General features: G+C 61.2%; 16 protein-coding genes and 1 pseudogene. 7 read left to right on the top strand and 10 right to left on the bottom strand.

Features of this window, described 5'->3' with window-relative positions:
- Window positions 1-5 precede the first annotated feature (5 nt).
- Window positions 6-386 (top strand): copper-binding protein, encoded by a 381-nt coding sequence (locus tag FIU86_RS06685; RefSeq protein ID WP_172977455.1) that lies wholly within the window; start codon window positions 6-8, stop codon window positions 384-386.
- Between the two features lie 1,181 nt (window positions 387-1,567).
- Here FIU86_RS06685 and FIU86_RS06675 read toward each other — a convergent pair.
- The 8 genes from FIU86_RS06675 to FIU86_RS06640 all read right to left on the bottom strand — a co-directional run bounded on the left by FIU86_RS06675 (window position 1,568) and on the right by FIU86_RS06640 (window position 11,931).
- A complete protein-coding gene (locus tag FIU86_RS06675) occupies window positions 1,568-2,827 on the bottom strand; it encodes a benzoate/H(+) symporter BenE family transporter (protein ID WP_152474363.1) in 1,260 nt (419 codons plus the stop codon).
- Window positions 2,828-2,865: 38 nt separating this feature from the next.
- A complete protein-coding gene (locus FIU86_RS06670; protein WP_254703961.1) occupies window positions 2,866-3,687 on the bottom strand; it encodes an enoyl-CoA hydratase/isomerase family protein in 822 nt (273 codons plus the stop codon).
- A gap of 20 nt (window positions 3,688-3,707) precedes the next feature.
- Window positions 3,708-5,237, bottom strand: coding sequence for an AMP-binding protein (locus FIU86_RS06665; protein ID WP_152474362.1), 1,530 nt, complete (start codon window positions 5,235-5,237; stop codon window positions 3,708-3,710).
- A complete protein-coding gene (locus tag FIU86_RS06660) occupies window positions 5,230-5,736 on the bottom strand; it encodes a (2Fe-2S)-binding protein (RefSeq protein ID WP_152474361.1) in 507 nt (168 codons plus the stop codon). The genes FIU86_RS06665 and FIU86_RS06660 overlap by 8 nt, the downstream gene beginning before the upstream one ends.
- Window positions 5,724-6,551: a xanthine dehydrogenase family protein subunit M gene (locus FIU86_RS06655; protein ID WP_152474360.1), complete on the bottom strand. Its 828-nt coding sequence runs from the start codon at window positions 6,549-6,551 to the stop codon at window positions 5,724-5,726. Before FIU86_RS06655 ends, FIU86_RS06660 begins: the two co-directional genes overlap by 13 nt.
- Entirely contained in the window at window positions 6,548-9,532 is a 2,985-nt protein-coding gene (locus FIU86_RS06650; RefSeq protein ID WP_152474359.1) for a molybdopterin cofactor-binding domain-containing protein, read from the bottom strand. Before FIU86_RS06650 ends, FIU86_RS06655 begins: the two co-directional genes overlap by 4 nt.
- 115 nt (window positions 9,533-9,647) lie before the next feature.
- Window positions 9,648-10,502 carry an AraC family transcriptional regulator gene (locus FIU86_RS06645; RefSeq protein ID WP_152474358.1) on the bottom strand — a complete coding sequence of 285 codons (855 nt, stop codon included), beginning with the start codon at window positions 10,500-10,502 and terminating at the stop codon, window positions 9,648-9,650.
- Between the two features lie 577 nt (window positions 10,503-11,079).
- A complete protein-coding gene (locus FIU86_RS06640) occupies window positions 11,080-11,931 on the bottom strand; it encodes a cation diffusion facilitator family transporter (RefSeq protein ID WP_007803328.1) in 852 nt (283 codons plus the stop codon).
- Window positions 11,932-11,994: 63 nt separating this feature from the next.
- On the opposite strand from FIU86_RS06640, the gene FIU86_RS06635 reads away from it, so the two are divergent.
- The 4 genes from FIU86_RS06635 to FIU86_RS06620 all read left to right on the top strand — a co-directional run bounded on the left by FIU86_RS06635 (window position 11,995) and on the right by FIU86_RS06620 (window position 14,112).
- On the top strand, window positions 11,995-12,345 hold the full coding sequence (locus FIU86_RS06635) for a helix-turn-helix transcriptional regulator (protein WP_007803330.1): 351 nt from the start codon (window positions 11,995-11,997) through the stop codon (window positions 12,343-12,345).
- A gap of 529 nt (window positions 12,346-12,874) precedes the next feature.
- Entirely contained in the window at window positions 12,875-13,120 is a 246-nt protein-coding gene (locus FIU86_RS06630; RefSeq protein ID WP_152474357.1) for a hypothetical protein, read from the top strand.
- 35 nt (window positions 13,121-13,155) lie between these two features.
- Complete coding sequence (locus FIU86_RS06625; RefSeq protein WP_152474356.1) at window positions 13,156-13,431, top strand: CcdB family protein; 276 nt, start codon at window positions 13,156-13,158, stop codon at window positions 13,429-13,431.
- A gap of 249 nt (window positions 13,432-13,680) precedes the next feature.
- On the top strand, window positions 13,681-14,112 hold the full coding sequence (locus FIU86_RS06620) for a hypothetical protein (RefSeq protein ID WP_152474355.1): 432 nt from the start codon (window positions 13,681-13,683) through the stop codon (window positions 14,110-14,112).
- Between the two features lie 515 nt (window positions 14,113-14,627).
- Here the strand turns inward: FIU86_RS06620 and FIU86_RS06615 are convergent.
- Window positions 14,628-14,876 carry a type II toxin-antitoxin system CcdA family antitoxin gene (locus tag FIU86_RS06615; protein ID WP_152474354.1) on the bottom strand — a complete coding sequence of 83 codons (249 nt, stop codon included), beginning with the start codon at window positions 14,874-14,876 and terminating at the stop codon, window positions 14,628-14,630.
- A gap of 250 nt (window positions 14,877-15,126) precedes the next feature.
- Between FIU86_RS06615 and FIU86_RS06610 the strand changes: the two genes are divergently transcribed.
- Both FIU86_RS06610 and FIU86_RS06605 read left to right on the top strand, forming a co-directional pair.
- Window positions 15,127-17,259 (top strand): J domain-containing protein, encoded by a 2,133-nt coding sequence (locus tag FIU86_RS06610; RefSeq protein WP_172977454.1) that lies wholly within the window; start codon window positions 15,127-15,129, stop codon window positions 17,257-17,259.
- Window positions 17,260-17,557: 298 nt separating this feature from the next.
- Window positions 17,558-17,854 (top strand): annotated as a pseudogene (locus FIU86_RS06605) (transposase); the annotation flags it as partial.
- Window positions 17,855-17,937: 83 nt separating this feature from the next.
- On the opposite strand, the gene FIU86_RS06600 reads toward FIU86_RS06605, so the two are convergent.
- Window positions 17,938-18,891: a hypothetical protein gene (locus FIU86_RS06600; protein WP_152474353.1), complete on the bottom strand. Its 954-nt coding sequence runs from the start codon at window positions 18,889-18,891 to the stop codon at window positions 17,938-17,940.
- Between the last annotated feature and the right edge of the window lie 53 nt (window positions 18,892-18,944).

Here is an 18,944-nt window from a genome sequence, read left to right as displayed (position 1 = left end):
CCAACATGCGTCAATTCCTGCTTTCACTCGCCTTCGCCGCAGCCGCCCCGGCACTTGCCCTGGCCAGCGACGACTCGCATTCCGGTCACGACATGTCCTCGCACGAGGGCATGAGCACCGAGTCGCACGAAGGTATGCATGACGAGTCCCACGAAGGTATGGCGGGCGTCCATGCCGAAGCGACGGTCAACAGCATCGGTGACGGCACCGCGAACATCACCCACGGGCCTATCGCCGAAATCGGCTGGCCTGCCATGACCATGGACCTGCCCGTACTGGAAGGTGCCGAAATCGGCGGTGTGGAAGATGGCGACGAGGTGATGATGATGCTCCAAAAGGGCGAAGACGGCATGTACGCCATCCGCGCGCTCATGCCGAAAGAGTAAGCTGGCCTCGTCGCGAAGGGCGCGCCCTGACCTCGAAGAGGTAGGGCGCGCTTTATTACCTGTAATTTTGTGAACGCTGCGAAGCCGACCTTGGGACAGATCGCAGCGAAGGTCCGGAATCCGCCCAAGCTAACCAGTTTAACGACAATACGGTTTTGAAGGTATGACCCGCGAAGCTTCAGTTTCAAATTTCCGGTACCTACCGCCTGAGTATCGAGGGCAGTCCCTGGCATGTCCGGCAGCTATCACCGCTGCTCCAAGGTCGACGCCGGCCTTGTCCCAGCAGACGCCCACCCACCGGTCATAGGTCTTCTGTCCGTTGAACTCGCATGTGATGGTAGCGTTGCTGTAGGCATTCTGCATCCAGCGCTTCCCGGCTTGTCCGCCCCGTTCGTTTAATTCGGGGGCATCAACTCCATTGAGCCTCACGGCAATGCGTCCACGACTCGTTGCAATCTCGATGGTGTCTGCATCGCGGACGTGGACAAGCTTTCCGCTGAGGGTTGTCGCATACGCGTGTGAAGGAGCGCCGAACACGCAAATCATTGCGAGGAGTGCTACGGAGTTTAGGGATTTCAGCATCGAGATATCCGTTAGGTTTTGAGAACGTCTACGGCCCGGCTCCTAAACACACACGCTGGCAATTTACAGGCAGTCTTGTGACTATTTCTGCCTACGATTTGTTTGCTCCGCGCCAAGGGGAAGGCCAAAAATCTCGCAACCAATGTCCGCTAACCGGGCTGCACCTGCGGTATCCTGTTCGAAAGCTCAAGGTCGGGAATGGGCCGTTCGCCACGCTCGAAAGGGAGGGCGGAGAGTTGACCTTCGCTGCGGACGGTATGAATGTCGGCTGTCAGGACATAATCCTGCCATGCGTAACAAGTGCTCGATTTGCGCTAAAGCTGCGAAGCAGCTCCGGTATGAGGGCAGCAAGCGTCTGTTCATCGCAAATGCAAAAATATCGAGAAACTCTGGGAGAATTTCAAGGCAAAACAAATGGCGAGCGAGACACGCCACCATACCGAAATCCCTGAACGCCAGCGCAATGATGGAAACTTAATGTTTGTCGACGTCCCGCCAGTCAACGGGATTGCGGCGGCGGCAGATTCAACGTTCATGAGGGGCGTCGTGTTTTGACGGACGCCCCCCGTTTGATTGCTGGCGCGACTTGGCACTGTCCTTCAGGACGCCGAGTTCGCCACGGGCTGGGATCTGACCACCCCTTCGTTCAGAACAGATACCGCGGCGCCCGCAACCAAGGCCCAGAAGGGCGCGCTGATGCTTAGGAACGACACGTTCGACATCGCCACTATCAGGGCGACGAAGGCTCCGATCTGGTGGCCCGCTTTCCGGTCGAAGGCGGACTGGAATGCGCTCAGTAGAACAGTGATCATCGCCAGGCCCGCCACCGCGCCGATCAGGGGCCCTGGCAGCGCCATGATGAGCGGCACCGCAACCCCGGCGAATATCCCAAAGGCGGCGAAGAGCACGCCGTTAAGCACCGTGGCCGCATAGCGCCTTTCAGGATTCTCACCTGCCTGATCGGAGGAACAGATCGCGGTCATGGGCCCCGCGATATTGGCGTTATGCCCGCCGATGAACCCGGCCAGCATGCCGCCGATGCCCGAGATCACGGTCATAGCGTTGATCGGAGGACGGTAGCCCTCGGCGTAGAGTACCCCGATGGCCTGCGCGTTCTCGGCCCCAATCACGAGCACGGCCAGCGGCACGGCGATGGCCAGGAACGCGTCGACCGTAAAGACGGGTGCGGTGAATTCCGGTGCGACAAAGCTGATTGCCGCCTCGCCCCCCTGGAAGCCTCCGGTTAGGGCTACGGCCACGAGGCCGACGACCAGCGCCGTCAGCACCGGCGGGACGGCCCGCAGGAACCGCATCGACAGGAAGAAGGCGATGGTCGCCGCACCGACCACGATGGGCAGTTTCTCGATTGAGGTAACCGCGCCGATACCGAAACGGATGAGCGCCCCCGCGATCATCGCCATCACGATGGGCATCGGAAGCCAGCGCATCACCTTGCCGATTAGCCCGGTGATCCCCAGCACGAAGACCATCGCGCCCGCCATCAGGAATGCCCCGACCGCCTGTTCGAACGGGAATGTCCCAAGCGCACCTGCGACCAGCGCGGCCCCGGGGATTGAGTAAGCCCCCGTCACAGGCAGCTTGTAGTAAAGCGCCATGAATAGGCTGATCAGCCCGCCGAGCCCGTAGATCGCCAGAAGCCAGGCCACGGTCTGACCTTCGGTCAGACCGCCATTATTGGCGGCACCGATCACGATCAGAGCAGGCCCTGAGCATCCGAAGATGGCCGCGACCAGTCCCGCGCTCGCCGTTTTGATTCCCAGCGCGTCGCGCAGGCCCGAAAGGCCTGCGCCGAAGCCCGGTCCTTTCTCAATCCAGTTTGTCTTTTCCGTCCGTTCCATTTAGGTTTCCCTCCCTTGATTTTGGTTGCGTAGCCGTCTCAGCGGCCGGTAAATTCGGGCTTGCGCTTGGCGTGAAAAGCCTCGACGCCCTCGCGGAAATCTTCCGATTGACGCAAGCGGCTGTAGTTCAGCCCTTCCATCTCGATCGCGGTGCTGAGAAGCGCGTCGTCGGTATCGTTCAGCAGCTTCTTTGCGGTGCGTTGCGCAATCGGTGAAAATTCACGGAGTTCGTTCACGAGGTCGGTCACCGCCTGTTCGAGATCGCCATCTGGCACGCATTCGGTAGCGATGCCCCAGTCAAGCGCCTGCTGGCCCTTGATGCGCTTTGAACGCATGACGATGTCTTTCGTCCGTGTCACTCCGACGATCTTCTGCAGCCGGGCGGAACCACCCGATCCCGGGATTTGGCCCAGCTTCTGCTCGGGCAGCGCATAGCGGCAGGTCTCGGACACAATGCGGAAATCGCAGGCCAATGATAGCTCGAACCCCACGCCGAAAGCGTAGCCGCGATTGGCCGCGATCACCGGCTTAGAGCAGCGTGCAGGGGCCGCGACGTTCCAGGCGAGGTGCGAGACATGCTCGGGACTGGCCTCGAGGAAGCCTTTGATATTGCCGCCCGAGGAAAAATGCTCGCCCTCGGCGGAGACGACGATGATGCGCACGCGGTCATCTTCATCAAGTGCCTCGAAGACAAGGCGCAGCTGATCGCGGGCACCCATCGAGATCACGTTGTAGGGCGGCCGCGCGAGGACGATGTCCGCGCGTTCGCTGGCTTCATCGAGCTGAACGCGAAAACCGTCGAGCTTGGAGAGGCGCGGATCGGTGAAGGTCATCGTCTCGGTCATCGGAGTTTCTTTCATCTGGATGTCTTTCTCTGGAGTTACGCAGTTGTGGTTTCGGCTGGTTCGACCTCGTATTCGCCTGCAACCAGCAGGCGGCGGAGGAGCTTGCCGACAGGGGATTTCGGGATTTCGCGCACGAAGACGTAGCGGCGCGGGCGGCGGAAATTAGACAAGTCGGAGTCGCGGCAATGGGCGTCGAGTTCGTCTTCGGTGACCTTTTCGCCGCGCTTGACGAAGGCGGTAACGACCTTGCCCCAGCGTGCATCCGGCAGGCCGACCACGGCGACCTCGGCCACGGCGGGGTGCAGCGACAGGCAGCTTTCGACCTCGACGGGTGATACGTTCTCGCCTCCGGTGATGATCATGTCATCGGCCCGGCCGGTGACGAACAGATCGCCATCTTCGTCGAAGTGCCCGCAATCGCCGGTGAAGTACCAGCCGTCGCGAATAGCCTTCTTGTCCGCTTCGGGGCGGTTCCAGTAGCCCTCGAAAGCTTCATCTCCCTGCATGGAGGCGACGATTTCGCCTTCTTGTCCGGGTGCACAGGTCTGGCTGACATCGGTCGTGCCCAGCGGAACCACGCGCAGTCTCTGGTTGATCGCAGCGCGGCCCGCTGATCCGGGTTTGGCGGCAGCGTCCTGGCAGATGGAAAAGGTGTAGATCTCGGAAGAGCCGTAATGATTCACGAAAAGCTCGGGCTGGAAAGCCTCTGCCAGTTTCCGCAAAAGACCGTCTGTCATGGACGCCCCGGCAAAACCGAGCTTGCGCACGCTGGCCACCCGGTGCGGTGTGAAGCTCGCGTGATGTACGATGTCATGATAAAGCGTCGGCACCAGATAGAGATTGTCGACATCATGTCTTTCGATCGCATCGAGCGCGTCTGGTACGTTGAAGCGCGGCAGGCACACGAAGGCACCGCCGATCACGCTGGCCGACAGGAGCGAACGGATCCCCATCGTGTGATAGAGTGGCATCACGCCCAGCGTGCGCTCGCCATGCCCGTACATGTTCTGCGCCACATGGGCGATGGCCGCGGCCCGTTCGGCCCGGTGGCGGCGCGGCACGCCTTTGGGCTTCGAGGTCGTGCCGGATGTGTAAAGCATGACGGACATATCGTCGGCCCCGGCTTGCGGCGCCGCATCGGCGGCACGGCCTGCCAGCATTGCGGCAAGGCCCTGATCGCCATCCAACGGCAGTACGTTGAGGTCCGCCGCAAGGGCCGATCCGGCCACGGCCTCGGACGCGGCATCGTCATGCACCAGAACGCGGGCCTCACTGTCGCGCAGCGCATGGTCCAGTTCATCGGCGGTGACGCGCCAATTCACGGGCGTGATGACGATCCCGGCAATCTGGCAGGCCCAATGCAGCGAGGCATTCTCCCACCGGTTCTGCATCGCCGTGACCAGCATGTCGCCCTTGCGAAGTCCGATCTGGCCAAGCGCATCCACAAGCGCGCTGATCCGGCAATACCAGTCGGAATAGGTGATCGTCCGGTCGCCTTCGGCAATTGCCATCGCGCCGGGATCGCGTTCGACGGACGCGATAAAGCTGGTTCCGAGGTCAAGCATCGATTGGTCCTCCCTTGATGCGGTTACGGGCGGCCAGCGCCGCCTGAACGATGGGCGCATAGCCGGTGCAGCGGCACAGGTGGCCCGAGAGCGCCTCGCGGATCGCGTCTTCCTCCGCGTCCGGTTGACGCGAAAACAGCGCGTCGAGGGTCATCAGAATGCCGGCCGTGCAGAAGCCGCATTGCAGCGCGAAATGTTCGCGGAAGGCCTCTTGCAGCGAGGTCAGCGCATCGCTCTTGCCCAGACCCTCGACCGTGCGGATCTCGCAGCCCTCGGCCTGTTGGGCGAGCATCAGGCACGCGCGGGCAGGCTCGCCGTCCACCTGCACCGTGCAGGCACCGCAGACGCCGTGTTCGCAACCAACATGGGTGCCCGTCGCGCCGATCTCGTGGCGCAGCACGTCGCTCAGAAGTTTGCGCGGGGAGACGCGGAGCGATACGGGCCGCCCGTTCAGGGTGAAGCGCAGCGCGTGCGTCTCGTCTTGGGTCAGTCGCGGCATGACGAAGCCTCCTTCAAGGTTGCGCGGCCGAGCTTGCGGACCAGGTCGCGGCGATAGCGCGCGGTGGCATGCAGGTCGTCGCGGGCCTGAAGGTGCCACGCGAACTCGTTCAGCCGGTCGTCGAGATCGGCTGTGTCTGCCGGCAGCTCGAGTGTGCGTGGCGTGTCGGCGACGCCGCCCACGGTCAGCGCGGCGGTGTCGTCAGGTCGGGCCACCGCAGCGCAGGCGACGATGGCAAAATCACCATGGCGGCGGGCGACCTCGCGGAAGGAGTAGCCGGTGCCCGTCTGCCTGGTCGGGAAGGTGACCGAGGCGATCATCTCTCCGGGGGCGAGGTCTGTGGACATCATGCCCTGAAAGAAATTCTGCGCCGCGACCGTCCGCGTCTTGCGGCGGCGGCGCAGGGTCACGCTGCCGCCGAGCGCGATCAGGCACAGCGGCAACTCGGCGCTGGGATCGGCATGGGCGACGGAGCCGCAGACCGTGCCGCGATTGCGCAGCTGCATGTGCCCCACCCAGGGAAGCGCGGCATGCACCAGCGGCAGGCGGTCTGCAAGATCGGGCCAGCGTTCCAGCGTGCTCTGGCGCACGGCGGCCCCAAGGGTGACACGGTCGCTCTTGGTCTCGATCCGCGACAGCTCGGGGATGCGGGTGATGTCGACAAGCGTTGCGGGACGCGCGAGGCGCATGTTCAGCATGGGCACCAACGACTGGCCGCCGGCGATGACGCGGGCCTCTGTGCCGCCCTGATGCAGCGCTTCCAGAGCCTCACTCATCTCCGTCGCCGCGACAAGATCGAACGGGGCGGGTTTCATGACCTGCCTCCTTTGGTGACTCGATTGAGAAGACTTCTCAGGCGGGCCATGGGGCCGCTCTGCGCGCCGCCGCCGCAATGGCGGGCCAGGGCGCGGAAAAACTCGCCGATCACGACCTTCGCCGCGCCGTCCAGAAGCCGTCCGCCGACCGAGGCGACCTTGCCGCCGATCTCGGCCTCGTAGCGATAGGCGATCTCGGTGCCGCCTTCGGTGTCGGTCAGCGTGATGCGGCCTTGCCCGCCGCCCGTACCCAGTGCGCCCACGACTTGCCCTGAAAGGGTGACCGCATTGGGCGGGTCGAGGTCTGACAGGTCGATACGAGCCTTGTAGCGCCCGCGCACGGGTCCGACGCCAAGCGTCACATCCGCCTCGAAGCGCGTCTTGCCGACCTTCTGGACGCCATGCGAGCCGGGGATGATCGCGTCGAGCGTCGCTGGGTCGAGCAACATCTGCCAGACATCCTCGCGGCTGGCCTGCACCACGGCGCGGCCTTCGCCGGTGAGCTTGCGGCCGCCTGCCGTGGCCTCGGCTTTCGTCTCGGGCACAGGCTCTTTCGGCGCGGGCTCCGCGCCGAAGATCAGAGGCGCAAGCTTGGATGCCGTCGCAGGCAACACGATGTCGGGCGCGCCTTCCTCGGAGGCCAGTGCGTCGGCCACCGCATTGGCGATGCAGACTGGCGTCGACATGCAGTTGCCCTCGCCCACACCCTTGGCCCCAAGCGGCGTGAACGGCGACGGTGTTTCGTGATGCAGGATGATCGGCTCGGGCACCTCCATCACCGTGGGCAACAGGTAATCGGCGAGCGTGCCCGACTGGAACGAACCGTCGGCACCGTATGAATATTCCTCGAGGAACGCGGCGCCGACCGCCTGGGCAAAGCCGCCCCGCACCTGGCCATCGACCATGGCCGGGTGCAGGATCCGTCCGCAATCGTGCATGGTCACGTAGCGGTCGATCCTTGGCTCGGCTGTTTCGGGGTCGATTTCTATTCCACAGAAATCGAAGATGAACCCGTGACAGAGCGAGGAATTCACCCCATCCTGCGGCGTCGGTGCCTCCAACTGCGGCGGGGTCCAGTAGACGGTCTCGCGCATGGTCTGGTCCAAGCCATCGGGCAGCGTGCCCGGCGCCCAATGCGCCGTGGCGGCAACCCGTGCGAAGGACACGCTGTTGTCGGGATTGCCTGCGGCACCGATGCGGCCCGCCTCGAAGGTCACGTCGCCCGGCGGGATATTCAGCTGCGAGGCCGCGACCTTTGCCAGCTTGTTGCGCAATCGATCCGCCGCGATTTCGGTCGCACCAGCGACGGCGGGGGCAAAGCGCGACGCGTAATTTCCCGACGCGATAGACCAGCTATCGCGCATCGTGTCCACATCGGCCAGAACGCGCACCGCGTCTATCGGCAGGCCGAACTTGTCAGCCACGACCTGAGCCAAAACTGTCCGGTGGCCCTGGCCCTGGGGGACCGAGGCGACCTTGACCGTCACCGAGCCGAGCGGGTCGATGGAGATGGTCGCCGTGGCCTGCGCACCGTTCTTCGGCCCGGCCTTGGCGCGCTCTTCGGGTGTCAGGACGGTGGTGATGTAGCCCATGTTCGACACCGAGGGCTCCACCACGCAGGCAAAGCCTATGCCATAGCGCCGGCCTTCGGCGCGGGCCTTGTCGCGGCGGGCGTAAAGCTCGTCCAGCCCGCCTTCCGCGACGGCGCGGTCCAGCGCCGTGGCGTAGTCGCCCGAATCGTAAAGGGCACCGCTGGCCGTGCGGTAGGGAAAGGCTTTGGCGGGGATGAGATTGCGGCGGATGACCGCAAGCGGGTCCAGCCCGAGCTGCCGCGCAATGGTCTCCATCAACCGCTCCAGCGCGAAATAGATCTGCGGTCCGCCGAAGCCGCGATTGAGCCCCGTCGGCGTCTTGTTGGTCAGCACGATGCGGTTGCGGATCGCCAGGTTCGGGATGTCGTAGGCACCGGTCATGTTGCCGTGCATCCGGTAGAGCGTGGCAGGCTCTGGCGCGCGCAGATGAGCGCCGCAATCCTCGACCTGGTCCCAGTCGAGCGCGGTGATCCGTCCATCCGCCGCCACCGCCGCCTCTATCCGTGTCTGACGATTGGTGGCCGAGACGCTTGCCGACAGATGCTCCAGGCGGTCCTCGATCCACTTGACCGGTGCGCCCGCAATTCGCGCAGCGATAGCCGCAAGGATCATGTAAGGAAAAACACCCTGCTTGATCCCGAAGGAGCCGCCTGAATCGGGCGGCGTACGCAGCCGCAGCCGGTTGCCCGGCACGTTCAGCGATCGGGCAACCACCGCATGGATCGAGAAGGGTCCCTGGAAATTCGCGGTGACGTCATAGGCATCCTCGCCGGCCTCGTAGCTGGCGATGACGCCGTAAGTCTCGATGGGCGTGCAGGCACTGCGCGGATAGGTGACGTCGATGCCGATCCGGTGCGGAGCGGCGTCGAAGGCCGCCTCGGGATCGCCGTAGCGGAAGCTGCGCTCGTTGATGAGATTGCCGCCGAGGCTGGGATGCAGCACCGGTGCGTCCGCGGCCAGCGCTGCCTCGGGCTCCAAGACGGCATCAAGCGGATCGTAGTCGACCTCGACAAGATCCGCGGCATCCTCGGCAAGGTAGCGGTCGGTCGCGACGATCATCGCCACCGGCTCGCCGACATACCGCACGCGGTCCACCGCCATGGGCCAGCATTCGACATCGGCTTTCACGCCGACGGTCATCGACCGGGTGCGCGCCGCAACATCTTCTCCGGTGATCACGGCAACGACGCCCGCCGCCTGCGCGGCCTTGACAGTTTCGACTGACCGGATCGCCGCATGGCCGTGGGGCGAGCGGACAAAGGTCAGCGCCAAGGTGCCCGTGGCAACCGGCAGGTCGTCGATATAGCAGCCGCGACCGGACAGCAGCGCCGGGTCCTCGACGCGCAGCGCGGACCGGCCAAGCAGCTTCTCTGAAACTGTATCGTTCATGTCTCCTCCCGGCTTGGCATAAGCAAGCCCTTGGGAGAGGACGTTAGACGCAGGTCTGCTGGCCTTGCGATCCCGCCAGGTCTCAGACCTTACCAAGGAGTCTCAAAAAGCGGGATCAGATGGTATCGCGCAGGGTCGAGACATTGCGGAAGACGCTGGGCGAGGAGCCGGCATGGTCGTGGAAGAATCGCGAAAAATGCGCCGGGACAGAGAAGCCAAGATCGTTGGAGATGGCCGAGAAACTGCGCGTTTCCTTGGCCACGGCCTGCACCGCACGCTCCACCCGCTGGGTGTTCAGGTAGACCCGGGGCGAGATTCCTGTATTCGCCTCGAACAGCCGGAAGAAATGCGCACGCGACAGGCCGCATTCGCGGGCGAGCCAATCCATCGAGACGACGCTGGCCGGATCCTCGCGGAGAAGGACCAAGGCCCGTGCGATCCGTCGGTCGGGCATGCGCGTCGCTTTGGCCTGTGCCCGAAGCGAAGGTTGCACATCGCGCCAGGGGGCCAGCCGCTCGATAATGGAGATCATCAGCCGCCCGATCAGCCGCTCATGCGTTGCGGCGTCACCGGGCGCCCGCACCATCGCCTCTGCTGTCTCACCGACCTGCCTCCGGATTTGCGGCGAGATGGCACCGCCTGGCTGCGGAAAAAAGTCCGGTCCGGCGCTCGCCTCCCAATTGCCGCGAAACGCGCCAAGCCAACTCGGTTCTATATACATTGCGAGGATGATGGTTGGCGGTTGATCCGTGCGGTGGACGTAGCTGTGATGCTCCCACGCATTGATTAGAACCGCGCTTTCGTCGGTCAACATCACGCGGCGCCCACCCACATCGAACTCGGTATCGACACCTTCGACCTTCAGAAGGACGTGGCATTGCGCATGGGCGTGCTTAACCAGAGGCCGGTCCATATCAAGCAGAGCGACCCGCCCGAAAGGCCCAATAGCAATCCTCAGAGCAGACGACATTCGAAATCGTTACCAGTTTTTTTGATCGGGTCAATCTTGCTCGACTGCAGGCATTTTGACGGCTCCGTGTTTCAGCACGTCTTCGGTGTCACTTGATAAGTCTGTGACGCTACGCGTTTCGCGCCGTTGCCGGATACCAAGCTTTTTCATTTTGGAACGCATTCCGATAGACCAAAAATGTTTCGTTGGTGTTGGCATCGCTCCGTCTAAGCGCAGCGGTGCGTTGCCATCTCAAAGACCCTCGGGCGACAAGGTAGCCATGTTCTTCCTATCGCACCTAAGCCCGAGCTTTTCCAGATCTCAGGTGTATGTGCGGAGCAAAGCCTTGCATCGTTATTCGTGTTTCACAGATGCGGCGATTAGACACCGAATGGTCGATCCGAAGGACACAGGGCTACTTCCGGTCCTTCGCCGCAAAGTCCGTGAAGGTCGGGTTTGGGCCGTGAGCGACGGTGGTTGCGGCGCGCCAGGTGCTCGGCTCGCTGCGCCGCCGCAAGTCGGGTTCGAGCCCAGACTCACCGATGCTGCGGGGCGCGCGAATGTCGGCTTTCGTCCGGCGCGTCGCACCATGATGGAGTTAGTCAGCTTCCACCAAGTCACTCCGGGCATCGCGGATGATCATCCACGACGAATGCAGGAAAAGCCCCGCGATCGCGAACGCGACGATCAGGTCGGGCCATGCACTGCCAAGCCACGCGACCAGCCCGGCGGCGATGACCACGGCGAGGTTGCCGATGGCGTCGTTGCGAGAGAACAGCCAGACGGCTCGCATATTGGCATCACCCTTGCGGTGCTTTAGCAGCGGCAGCACCGCGAGGATGTTTACGATCAGCGCACCTACCGCGAAGGCTCCCATCAACCCGGCTTCTGGCGTGGTCTGGTTGAGGACACGCCAGAGCGTGCTGCCGACAACGCCAAGGCCCAGAAGGCCCAGAAACACGCCTTGGATCATCGCCGACCGCGCCCGCCATGTCAGGCTCCAGCCGATGGCGAGCAGGCCCAGAAACGTGATCGCACCATCGCCCAGAAAATCGAGCGCGTCTGCCTTCAGCGCCTGCGAACCGGACAAGAACCCGCCGAACATTTCGACCACGCCGTATCCGAGATTGAGCGCGACCACGATCCAGAGCGCGCGGCGATAGCTCGGGTCCTTGTAGGCCGGATCGGACGATGTATCGCCGTCCTCGATCTTCTCGAAACCGTAGCCGGTCGCGTCGAGCGCGGGCCGCACTTTCGGCAGATCGCCGTCCGCGATCCGCAATGTCATGATGTGGGTGGCGGCGGACACTTTCACGTCGCCTTCGGCCACGCCCGCAGACCGGGCCGCGCGCTCGATCTCGGCGGCATCTTTCGCGCAGTCCATGCCTTGCACCCGCATTCGGATCGGGGAGGAGGCTGTCGCCAACTTGCTGTTATCGGGCTGGCTCATGTGCGATCCTTTTTGTGGTGGCGGGCGAAAAGGTACGCTGCTAACGTATCAGTGGATAATGATATGACAGCGCAAAACATTCAAGACGATCTTTCGGCACCCGATACACTGGAACTGCGGGCAAAGCTCTTCCGGGGCCTAAGCGATCCCAGCCGTCTGACGATCCTCGATGCGCTGGTGTCGGACGAACGCAACGTGCAGGAAATCGTCGGGCATACGGGTTTGGGTCAGCCCAACGTCTCGAACCATCTGCGCTGTCTGCTGGAATGCGGGCTGGTCAGTCGCCGCAGCAAAGGCCGCTTCGTTCGGTATCGTCTGGCGGACAGGCGGGTCGCCGATCTCATCCGTGATGCAGATCAGCTACTTGCCTCGACAGCCAACGGAGTTGATGCCTGCCAAAGCTATACGGACTAACCGGCGCGACCTGCTGCAATGTCCTATCGGTGCGCCAAACCTGAAGCAGCCATCTGCGCATCCGCAGCGAATGCACCCTTTGTCCGCTCCGCCGACCTTCACCCTTCGAAAATGCTGCGCGAGGGATGAATGGCCGATATCGTGAAGCTGCATCGCAGCGTTCGACCATCAAGCCAACGGCAAGTCTGGGCCGTTTGCGGCGACCCGATAAATCGCGGCGGGGAGTGGTCGTTCGCTGCGGGGTCGACGAGCGGCTGCTATTGGGACGACAACCGAGATGCCGCTCTGGGGCGTTATGGGCTTGTCCTGCGCCCAGCCCACCAGTCGCCCGGCGTAGACGCCGTCGGCGGCGGCGCACTGGACGAGGGGAAAGGCACGGTGAGCCGGCCAGCCCTTGGCGACAAATGTTGATCATACGCCAGCGTTGTCAGTTCTTCCGACGCTAAGTGCATGACCAACGGCACTTGTGTTGTATGTTGTGTTGCGTTATGTGTATCACTGTGCACAACAATGCGAAAGCGAGGTTATCATGCCTTCACCACTGAATATTCGTGACATCGGTGAGGATCGCAAGGCGGCCCTCGAATTGGAGGCGAAAGCCACAGGCAATTCCATTGCCGAGGTTGTTCGGGACTGGATCGACGCTGGCATCGCAAGGTCCAGGGCTGAGCGCGACCGTGCCGCCTGGATCGCGTCCGCTAAAGAAGGCATCGCCGATGAAAGCTCTCATCTTGAGCAGAACGGACCCAGCCTCGCTCGGTTCCGGAAGGTTTAAGCGAGAAAGATATGATGCAAGGAAACATCCATCGCATGCGCGATGGCAACGAAATTGTGTGCCGTGTTCAGACAGATCTCGGCATTGAGACTCCCTATATTCTTTGCGCGCCGGTCCTCCTTAGCTCCGAATGGGGCGCACTGATTCCAAAACTGCATATTCCCATTCACTTGGACGGCGTCCCGCACATCATAATCATGTCGCAGTTGGTTGCCATTCCGGGCACACAAATCGGTTCTGTTATCAGTGATGCATCGGCCTGGCGCGACGAGATAGTCGCAGCCATTGATCTCTTGGTTTCTGGTTTTTAACCAACGAGAAACCCGTCAACATTTACCGACAAAGGCTGGGGTTCAGGCCCCAGCCCCTCGTGGTAAATGTTGAAAAGAAAACTTCACTTCAGGGTGCTCAGTTGCGGTGAAATGCAATCTTCAGCTTTCTGTCAATCGAATTGCCGCTGGTGGATATATTGTCACCGTTACCGTGCCGATGTTGTTTCGTGGACAATTCCAGAAGAGTGCGAACACGACAATCAAAGCTTTCTGTACTGAAGCGGTATCATGATACGTCGCGATAATGGTGACTCGACATTTGATTGGACAAACGCCATCGTTTGGCTTGGGAGTTGCCAAATCGCCCAGTTTGTAAAATTCGCCGATGATGATTTCATTGATGAGGCACGAGCCGTGTCCGAGATCCAGAGCCGGTCGCTTGCCGGACAGATCATGCATTGGTCGCGGATTGGTCGTGCCATCGAGAGATCCGGCAGGTTTGAGCATACCAAGGTTTCGCGGGTACTTGCGGGAGATCTTGAAACGGGCACTTTGACCGCTGAAGAAAAGGCGGTCTGGTCAGAGGCATTTCTGGAGAAGATGTCGAACCCCGGTCCTGATGAAAAGGCGTTCTTCGCCGATTTGCATAAGGGCGGCACGGCGGTAGACCTTGATGCTCTCGGTAGCATCGTCCGAACAGACGAACAGACCGACGGATGAGCCCGACAATGGTCCTGCTGTTGCCGATCCCAATAGAGCCGGCAATTCGAACCATTACCAGGCTCGTGAGGCACGGGCTTTCGCCGACACCTTTAACTGATGAGCGGGCGAAGAGAGTTACCGTACTGGCATATCGACGCCGACTGCGGTATTATTTGGAATACGCGGGGGATCACTGAGTTGGCGAAAATCATACAGACATTTCCGATACCATCGAATTGGAAGCCCTCCGGCGATAAAGACGGCGGCAAGAAGAAATAGGAATTTCCCGACCAAGTTTGGGGCTTCCACCAAGACTGTTCAGCCCGGTCTAATATTGGCGAACATGGATCACCAGGCTTCCAGTAAAGCTCGGCCATGCCATCAGCGAGATGATAGACGATCGGCAGGGCATCGCCAGGCGCTTGACCGACAAGAATGCCAACCTGACGCAGCTTCTGAACTAATGCTTCTGGCTTGTGTCACTTGTTCGCCATTCCCTGTCCTCCGTTTCCTAAACATAATGGCGTACCAGTTCAGATAGGGAGGTTCACAGGCGCCGCAACTATGTCGGCCAGCGGGTGTCCGTTGCGCGCGTGCCAGTCCGACTGAGCCGCGAACGCGTCTGCGTTCTCGGCCAGCCACGTCTCGCGTCGCGCGGCGGTGAGGGCCTTTACCAGTGCCGCCTCCGCGACTGCGGAGACGTTGATCCCAAGATCTTTTGCGCGGTCAAGCGCCTCGGCATCAAGGCTGAGAGACGTCTTGCGCCTGGTCGGGGATACCATGCGATCATACTCCAGACATTTAACGCAATTTTACACCGTACCCGGTCGGGTACAAGTTTGCCGCCGAGCGGTCGCATCACGGAATACGATATCTGGAGATTGCCGAGCCTAAAAACACGTCCCGGCCCCGTTCTTAGGAATCGTGCAGAGGCGGCGCTGGTGATGTCAGATATAGGTGTTCGCGCAGCCCCCTATAGGGTTAGCATGGAAGTCGTGTTTCACGACGGCAAAACTATCAGCAGGCGGTGGCATGGTTTTCGGCATTTTAAGAAAGATTTTCGGTGGCGGGAAAGTAGCGGGGCGCGACAAGAGTCTCCCTGTGGTCCGCGAGGCGGTCGGCTCAAGCGAGGATGGCACAAGCAGTAAGCGCCGGAGCCGCTTCGAGAACCTTGAACGGGAAATGAGAGAGCGGGTTGAGGCACAGTCCCACGAGATGCCGGGGCAGGCCTACTTCAGCCAATTGCAGGCATTGCAGGAGAGTATTTCGAATCGCAGGTACGCGGATGCGGCTACAGCGGCTCGCGAGAGTCTTCCGCTCATTCGCAAGTGGCTCGAAGATCCCAGGGGCAACGGTAAGAGGCTCAGCCTGAGCATGCCCGCGCTCACTCAGGGCGGCACCATGCTGGCCTTGACCGGAGACCGGAAGGGACTGGAGATGCTGCATGACCTGGTATTGGAGTTCGATCATCTCGAGGAATACCGCGCTGATGCCGAGAAGCATCTCGCCGCCATCGACCTCTTCGAGGCCATTCGAAAAGCCGTCGCGACGAAGCCCGGCATTCTGCAGAATATGATGAAGTCGGAAGTGGGCGCCGAGGACGGGCGCCTTGTCAGTAACTTGATCTCGTGGCTGGAGAAGGCTGGCGAAATCAGCCGCGCCAAGAGCGGAAAGACCTACGCCCTCTATTTGGAGGGCGTCGAGATGAGCGCCAAGGACGCTTCGGCAGTCTACATTGAGCCGACGCGCCCTGGGTCTCACCAGGCCAAAGCCAAGCCGAGTAAACCGATCGAGCTCGACCTCGATAAGTTGACCTTGGTGCCGCTGCCACCGTCTCCCGATGCCTGGGCCAGCCAGGTTGCGCTGCCTGCGACCTCTGAAGCATTCGAGGATGCCGACGGCGCGTGGCAAAAACTCACTGTAGAGGCTATTGCGCCCGCGGATCGTCCGGACCCTGCCTTTCGAAAGCACTTCACCACGCGTGGCGGCGTCCTCTCCTTCGATGACCTCGCAAAGTCCGAGGCAAGCCTCGGTGCACCAGGCGCGGCGATGTTCATCTCCGAGCAGGGCAGCAACCCGATAATCGAACGACTGGAGCGCCCGATCTATGCGCTCGATGTCCATCCCGAAGGCCAAGGTTTCGCGACGCGGTCCAAGATGAATATTCTGACCGTCTATGGCGCGGACCTAAATGTCGATTTCGAGACAGACCTTTCCGCCACTCCCGAAGTCGCAGCGGGGCGCCGTCGTCTCGATCTTGACGGGGACGGAGGTATTTTTTGGGGGGAACCCCACTTGGCGATAAACTGCATCGCGCTCAGCCCCAGCCGGGACAGATACCTTTATACGCATGTGGATGAAGCATGGTGCATCGATCGGCACGGAACACGCCTGTGGGGCGTCCGTATGCCTGAGCGTCCCGTGGAGACTTACCATCATACCTTCGAAGTGGGCGGCATGGGCGGGCATACGGGAACCGCCGCAGAAATCGAGGAGGCGCTCAAGGAACTTGAGCTTGCGTTGCCGGTAACGCCGGATGAGATCCGGCAGAAATACCGCGGTCTGGTGCGTCAGCTGCACCCGGACCTCAACCCAGGCAACGAAGCTCGGATGAAGGCGGTTAACGCGGCTTACGAGGCGCTCACCGCGGCCAACCACGATGATCTGCAGGGCAAGAAAAGCGCCGAGGATTTGCTGACGTTCTCCGCCACCGTGACTTTTATGACCGGCGGCGGACCTGACCGCCTACAGACTGCGGCTTTCTCTGGCCGTGGCGACACGGTGTCGCTGGGAACCTCCCATGGGCGGGTCCTGCGTATCGATGGTTCCGGCAAGCCGATCGCTCTCTACGATGTGGGCACCGCGCCGATCCGGATCTTGGAGACGGATCGCTACCTTTACATCCAGACATTCACCCGGCTTTACGTGCTCGAGGGAGACCGCCTTGTGGGGCTGCAGGACTGCACGACCAAATGCGACCTGCTGGTCGACGAGGGCTTGGTCTTGCTGGTGGAGAACAAGGGTGTTCGGGTGTTAACGGAGGCGGGCCGACTTTTGGGCATTGCTCTGACAAAGGCGCCGATCCGCCGGGCGGGGATCGAGGATGGAGCGCTCGTAGTCGAAACACGAACACATCGCGGAAGGTTCACCGGCTTCAGAAGATAGGACGCGAAATACCGGGTTCGCCTTCTGCCACAAGCGCCAGAGCGCATGGCTGCTGAGGGCAAGGCAGCCAGAAAAAATGCACCTTCGCATTCCTTTTCCGCGCAACCCTCGATTGGAACAAAAGCTTTCGCTCCGTCATCCGATCCCGAGCACCCGCACCTCTTTGATGTGCGAGTCGACTTGGTATGCAAAACCACTGTTGAGACCTGAGACCCGGTTATGGCCACCCCCTGCGCTATTTAGGGGCTGCGCGCGTGGCCATAACCTAAAATAGCGCTTCCTCCCGACGTGCTACAGCACCGAGCTGACCTCGAATGCGATGCTGAAATGGTAGGAGGACCGCAAGGTCGATTGGCATCACATCGCGCCAGGCAAGCCAATGCAAAACGGCCTGGTGGAGAGCTTCAACGGGCGGATGCGCGAGGAGTGCCTCAACGAACACCTGTTCCCGTCTCTACGCCATCCCTGCCGCATGATCGCGGCATGGCGCGACGACTACAATCACCACCGCCCACATTCGAGCCTCGACGGGCTCACCCCGTGGGAGTATCACCAACGGTCAAGCGAGGACCAAACCCCGAACAGAGCTAACTGATAAGTGCGGACTCCAAGGGGAGCAGGTCACTTTGAAACCTGTGTTGCCGCCGTGCTGCCGACGAAAGCCCGGCACAATGGATTTCACTTAAATTGCTCGGTTAGCATTTTCAACATGGTTGCCGCTTCCGCGTCCCTTCCTGACTGGATGTGCTCCGACAATCTTTGTAGATCCGTTTGGTGTTTCAGTCGGCGTATCAAGCTCTCTTCATGCAGGCTTAATTGACGAATTCGGGAGGCCAGCCTCTCCGCTTTGCTTGCGTCAGATGACTGGATACGTCGGTTTAGCACATACGTGAGGTAAGGCCGAAGCGACCGAGAGTTGGTATGTCCCAATTCTTCGGCGGCCTTGGTAAGGATTGTCTCGACCCAACTGGACTCCGCCCCGATCTCGGCACCGTTGAAAATTGCATCAACCAACGTTTCGATAGTCCTCACGGCATGCCGAGCTCGAAGCCGATGGATGTTGGCTTTCTCCACACCTGCTCTGGCGAATATCTTTCCGCCAATTGACGTGACGCTGTCCAGGTGCAACGGCAGACCCGTTTTACCCGACAAAAATAACTCGTCTGGTTCCCGATATCCTACGATGCGTTTCTGTAAATCAAGCACCACTTCGCGTCGCTCAAATTGAATGTAGTCCATGGTCCGGATGATTAGATCTGGTAAGACGTATAGTGGCTTAGTCCTGCCGCCCTTTCGCTCAATTAGAATCGACCACCTCTCATCACGCTCAATCAACCCACTAAGCTGATCAGTTGACGGCAAATGCGACTTTCGAATGCGCATGAATTCCGCACGCCGCGCTCCGACTTCCTCGGCCCACGATAGCATGAGCGAATCTCGCACCCCATGAACCCGTTCTGCGGCCACCTCATGCAATTCGCGAATCTCACGCTCTGACGGCGTGTGACGGTAATGACCCCCACCAACGGTATCACTCAGCGTCAGCGGCGTTGTCCAGCTTCCGAATACACGACCGTTTCGATCCTTCGAGCCGTGTTTCTTAGCCGAGATCGGGAAGGTCGTGTGGTTCATTGCACGAGGCAGTTCGTCTGGAGTATATATACCCACGCGAAAGCGTATCCTCT

Origin of the sequence: Roseovarius sp. THAF9 (genome assembly GCF_009363715.1) — a bacterium.
Lineage (GTDB): Bacteria > Pseudomonadota > Alphaproteobacteria > Rhodobacterales > Rhodobacteraceae > Roseovarius.
This window is presented reverse-complemented; position numbering and strand designations above follow the sequence as displayed.

Bases quoted from the DNA above. Each gene is read 5' to 3' on its own strand.
- FIU86_RS06645 (WP_152474358.1), bottom strand. From the start codon at position 10,502: ATGTCGTCTGCTCTGAGGATTGCTATTGGGCCTTTCGGGCGGGTCGCT.
- FIU86_RS06630 (WP_152474357.1), top strand. From the start codon at position 12,875: ATGCCTTCACCACTGAATATTCGTGACATCGGTGAGGATCGCAAGGCG.
- FIU86_RS06625 (WP_152474356.1), top strand. From the start codon at position 13,156: ATGCGCGATGGCAACGAAATTGTGTGCCGTGTTCAGACAGATCTCGGC.
- FIU86_RS06665 (WP_152474362.1), bottom strand. From the start codon at position 5,237: ATGCTTGACCTCGGAACCAGCTTTATCGCGTCCGTCGAACGCGATCCC.
- FIU86_RS06615 (WP_152474354.1), bottom strand. From the start codon at position 14,876: ATGGTATCCCCGACCAGGCGCAAGACGTCTCTCAGCCTTGATGCCGAG.
- FIU86_RS06655 (WP_152474360.1), bottom strand. From the start codon at position 6,551: ATGAAACCCGCCCCGTTCGATCTTGTCGCGGCGACGGAGATGAGTGAG.
- FIU86_RS06635 (WP_007803330.1), top strand. From the start codon at position 11,995: ATGACAGCGCAAAACATTCAAGACGATCTTTCGGCACCCGATACACTG.
- FIU86_RS06600 (WP_152474353.1), bottom strand. From the start codon at position 18,891: ATGAACCACACGACCTTCCCGATCTCGGCTAAGAAACACGGCTCGAAG.
- FIU86_RS06670 (WP_254703961.1), bottom strand. From the start codon at position 3,687: ATGAAAGAAACTCCGATGACCGAGACGATGACCTTCACCGATCCGCGC.
- FIU86_RS06675 (WP_152474363.1), bottom strand. From the start codon at position 2,827: ATGGAACGGACGGAAAAGACAAACTGGATTGAGAAAGGACCGGGCTTC.
- FIU86_RS06650 (WP_152474359.1), bottom strand. From the start codon at position 9,532: ATGAACGATACAGTTTCAGAGAAGCTGCTTGGCCGGTCCGCGCTGCGC.
- FIU86_RS06610 (WP_172977454.1), top strand. From the start codon at position 15,127: ATGGTTTTCGGCATTTTAAGAAAGATTTTCGGTGGCGGGAAAGTAGCG.
- FIU86_RS06620 (WP_152474355.1), top strand. From the start codon at position 13,681: ATGATACGTCGCGATAATGGTGACTCGACATTTGATTGGACAAACGCC.
- FIU86_RS06640 (WP_007803328.1), bottom strand. From the start codon at position 11,931: ATGAGCCAGCCCGATAACAGCAAGTTGGCGACAGCCTCCTCCCCGATC.
- FIU86_RS06685 (WP_172977455.1), top strand. From the start codon at position 6: ATGCGTCAATTCCTGCTTTCACTCGCCTTCGCCGCAGCCGCCCCGGCA.
- FIU86_RS06660 (WP_152474361.1), bottom strand. From the start codon at position 5,736: ATGCCGCGACTGACCCAAGACGAGACGCACGCGCTGCGCTTCACCCTG.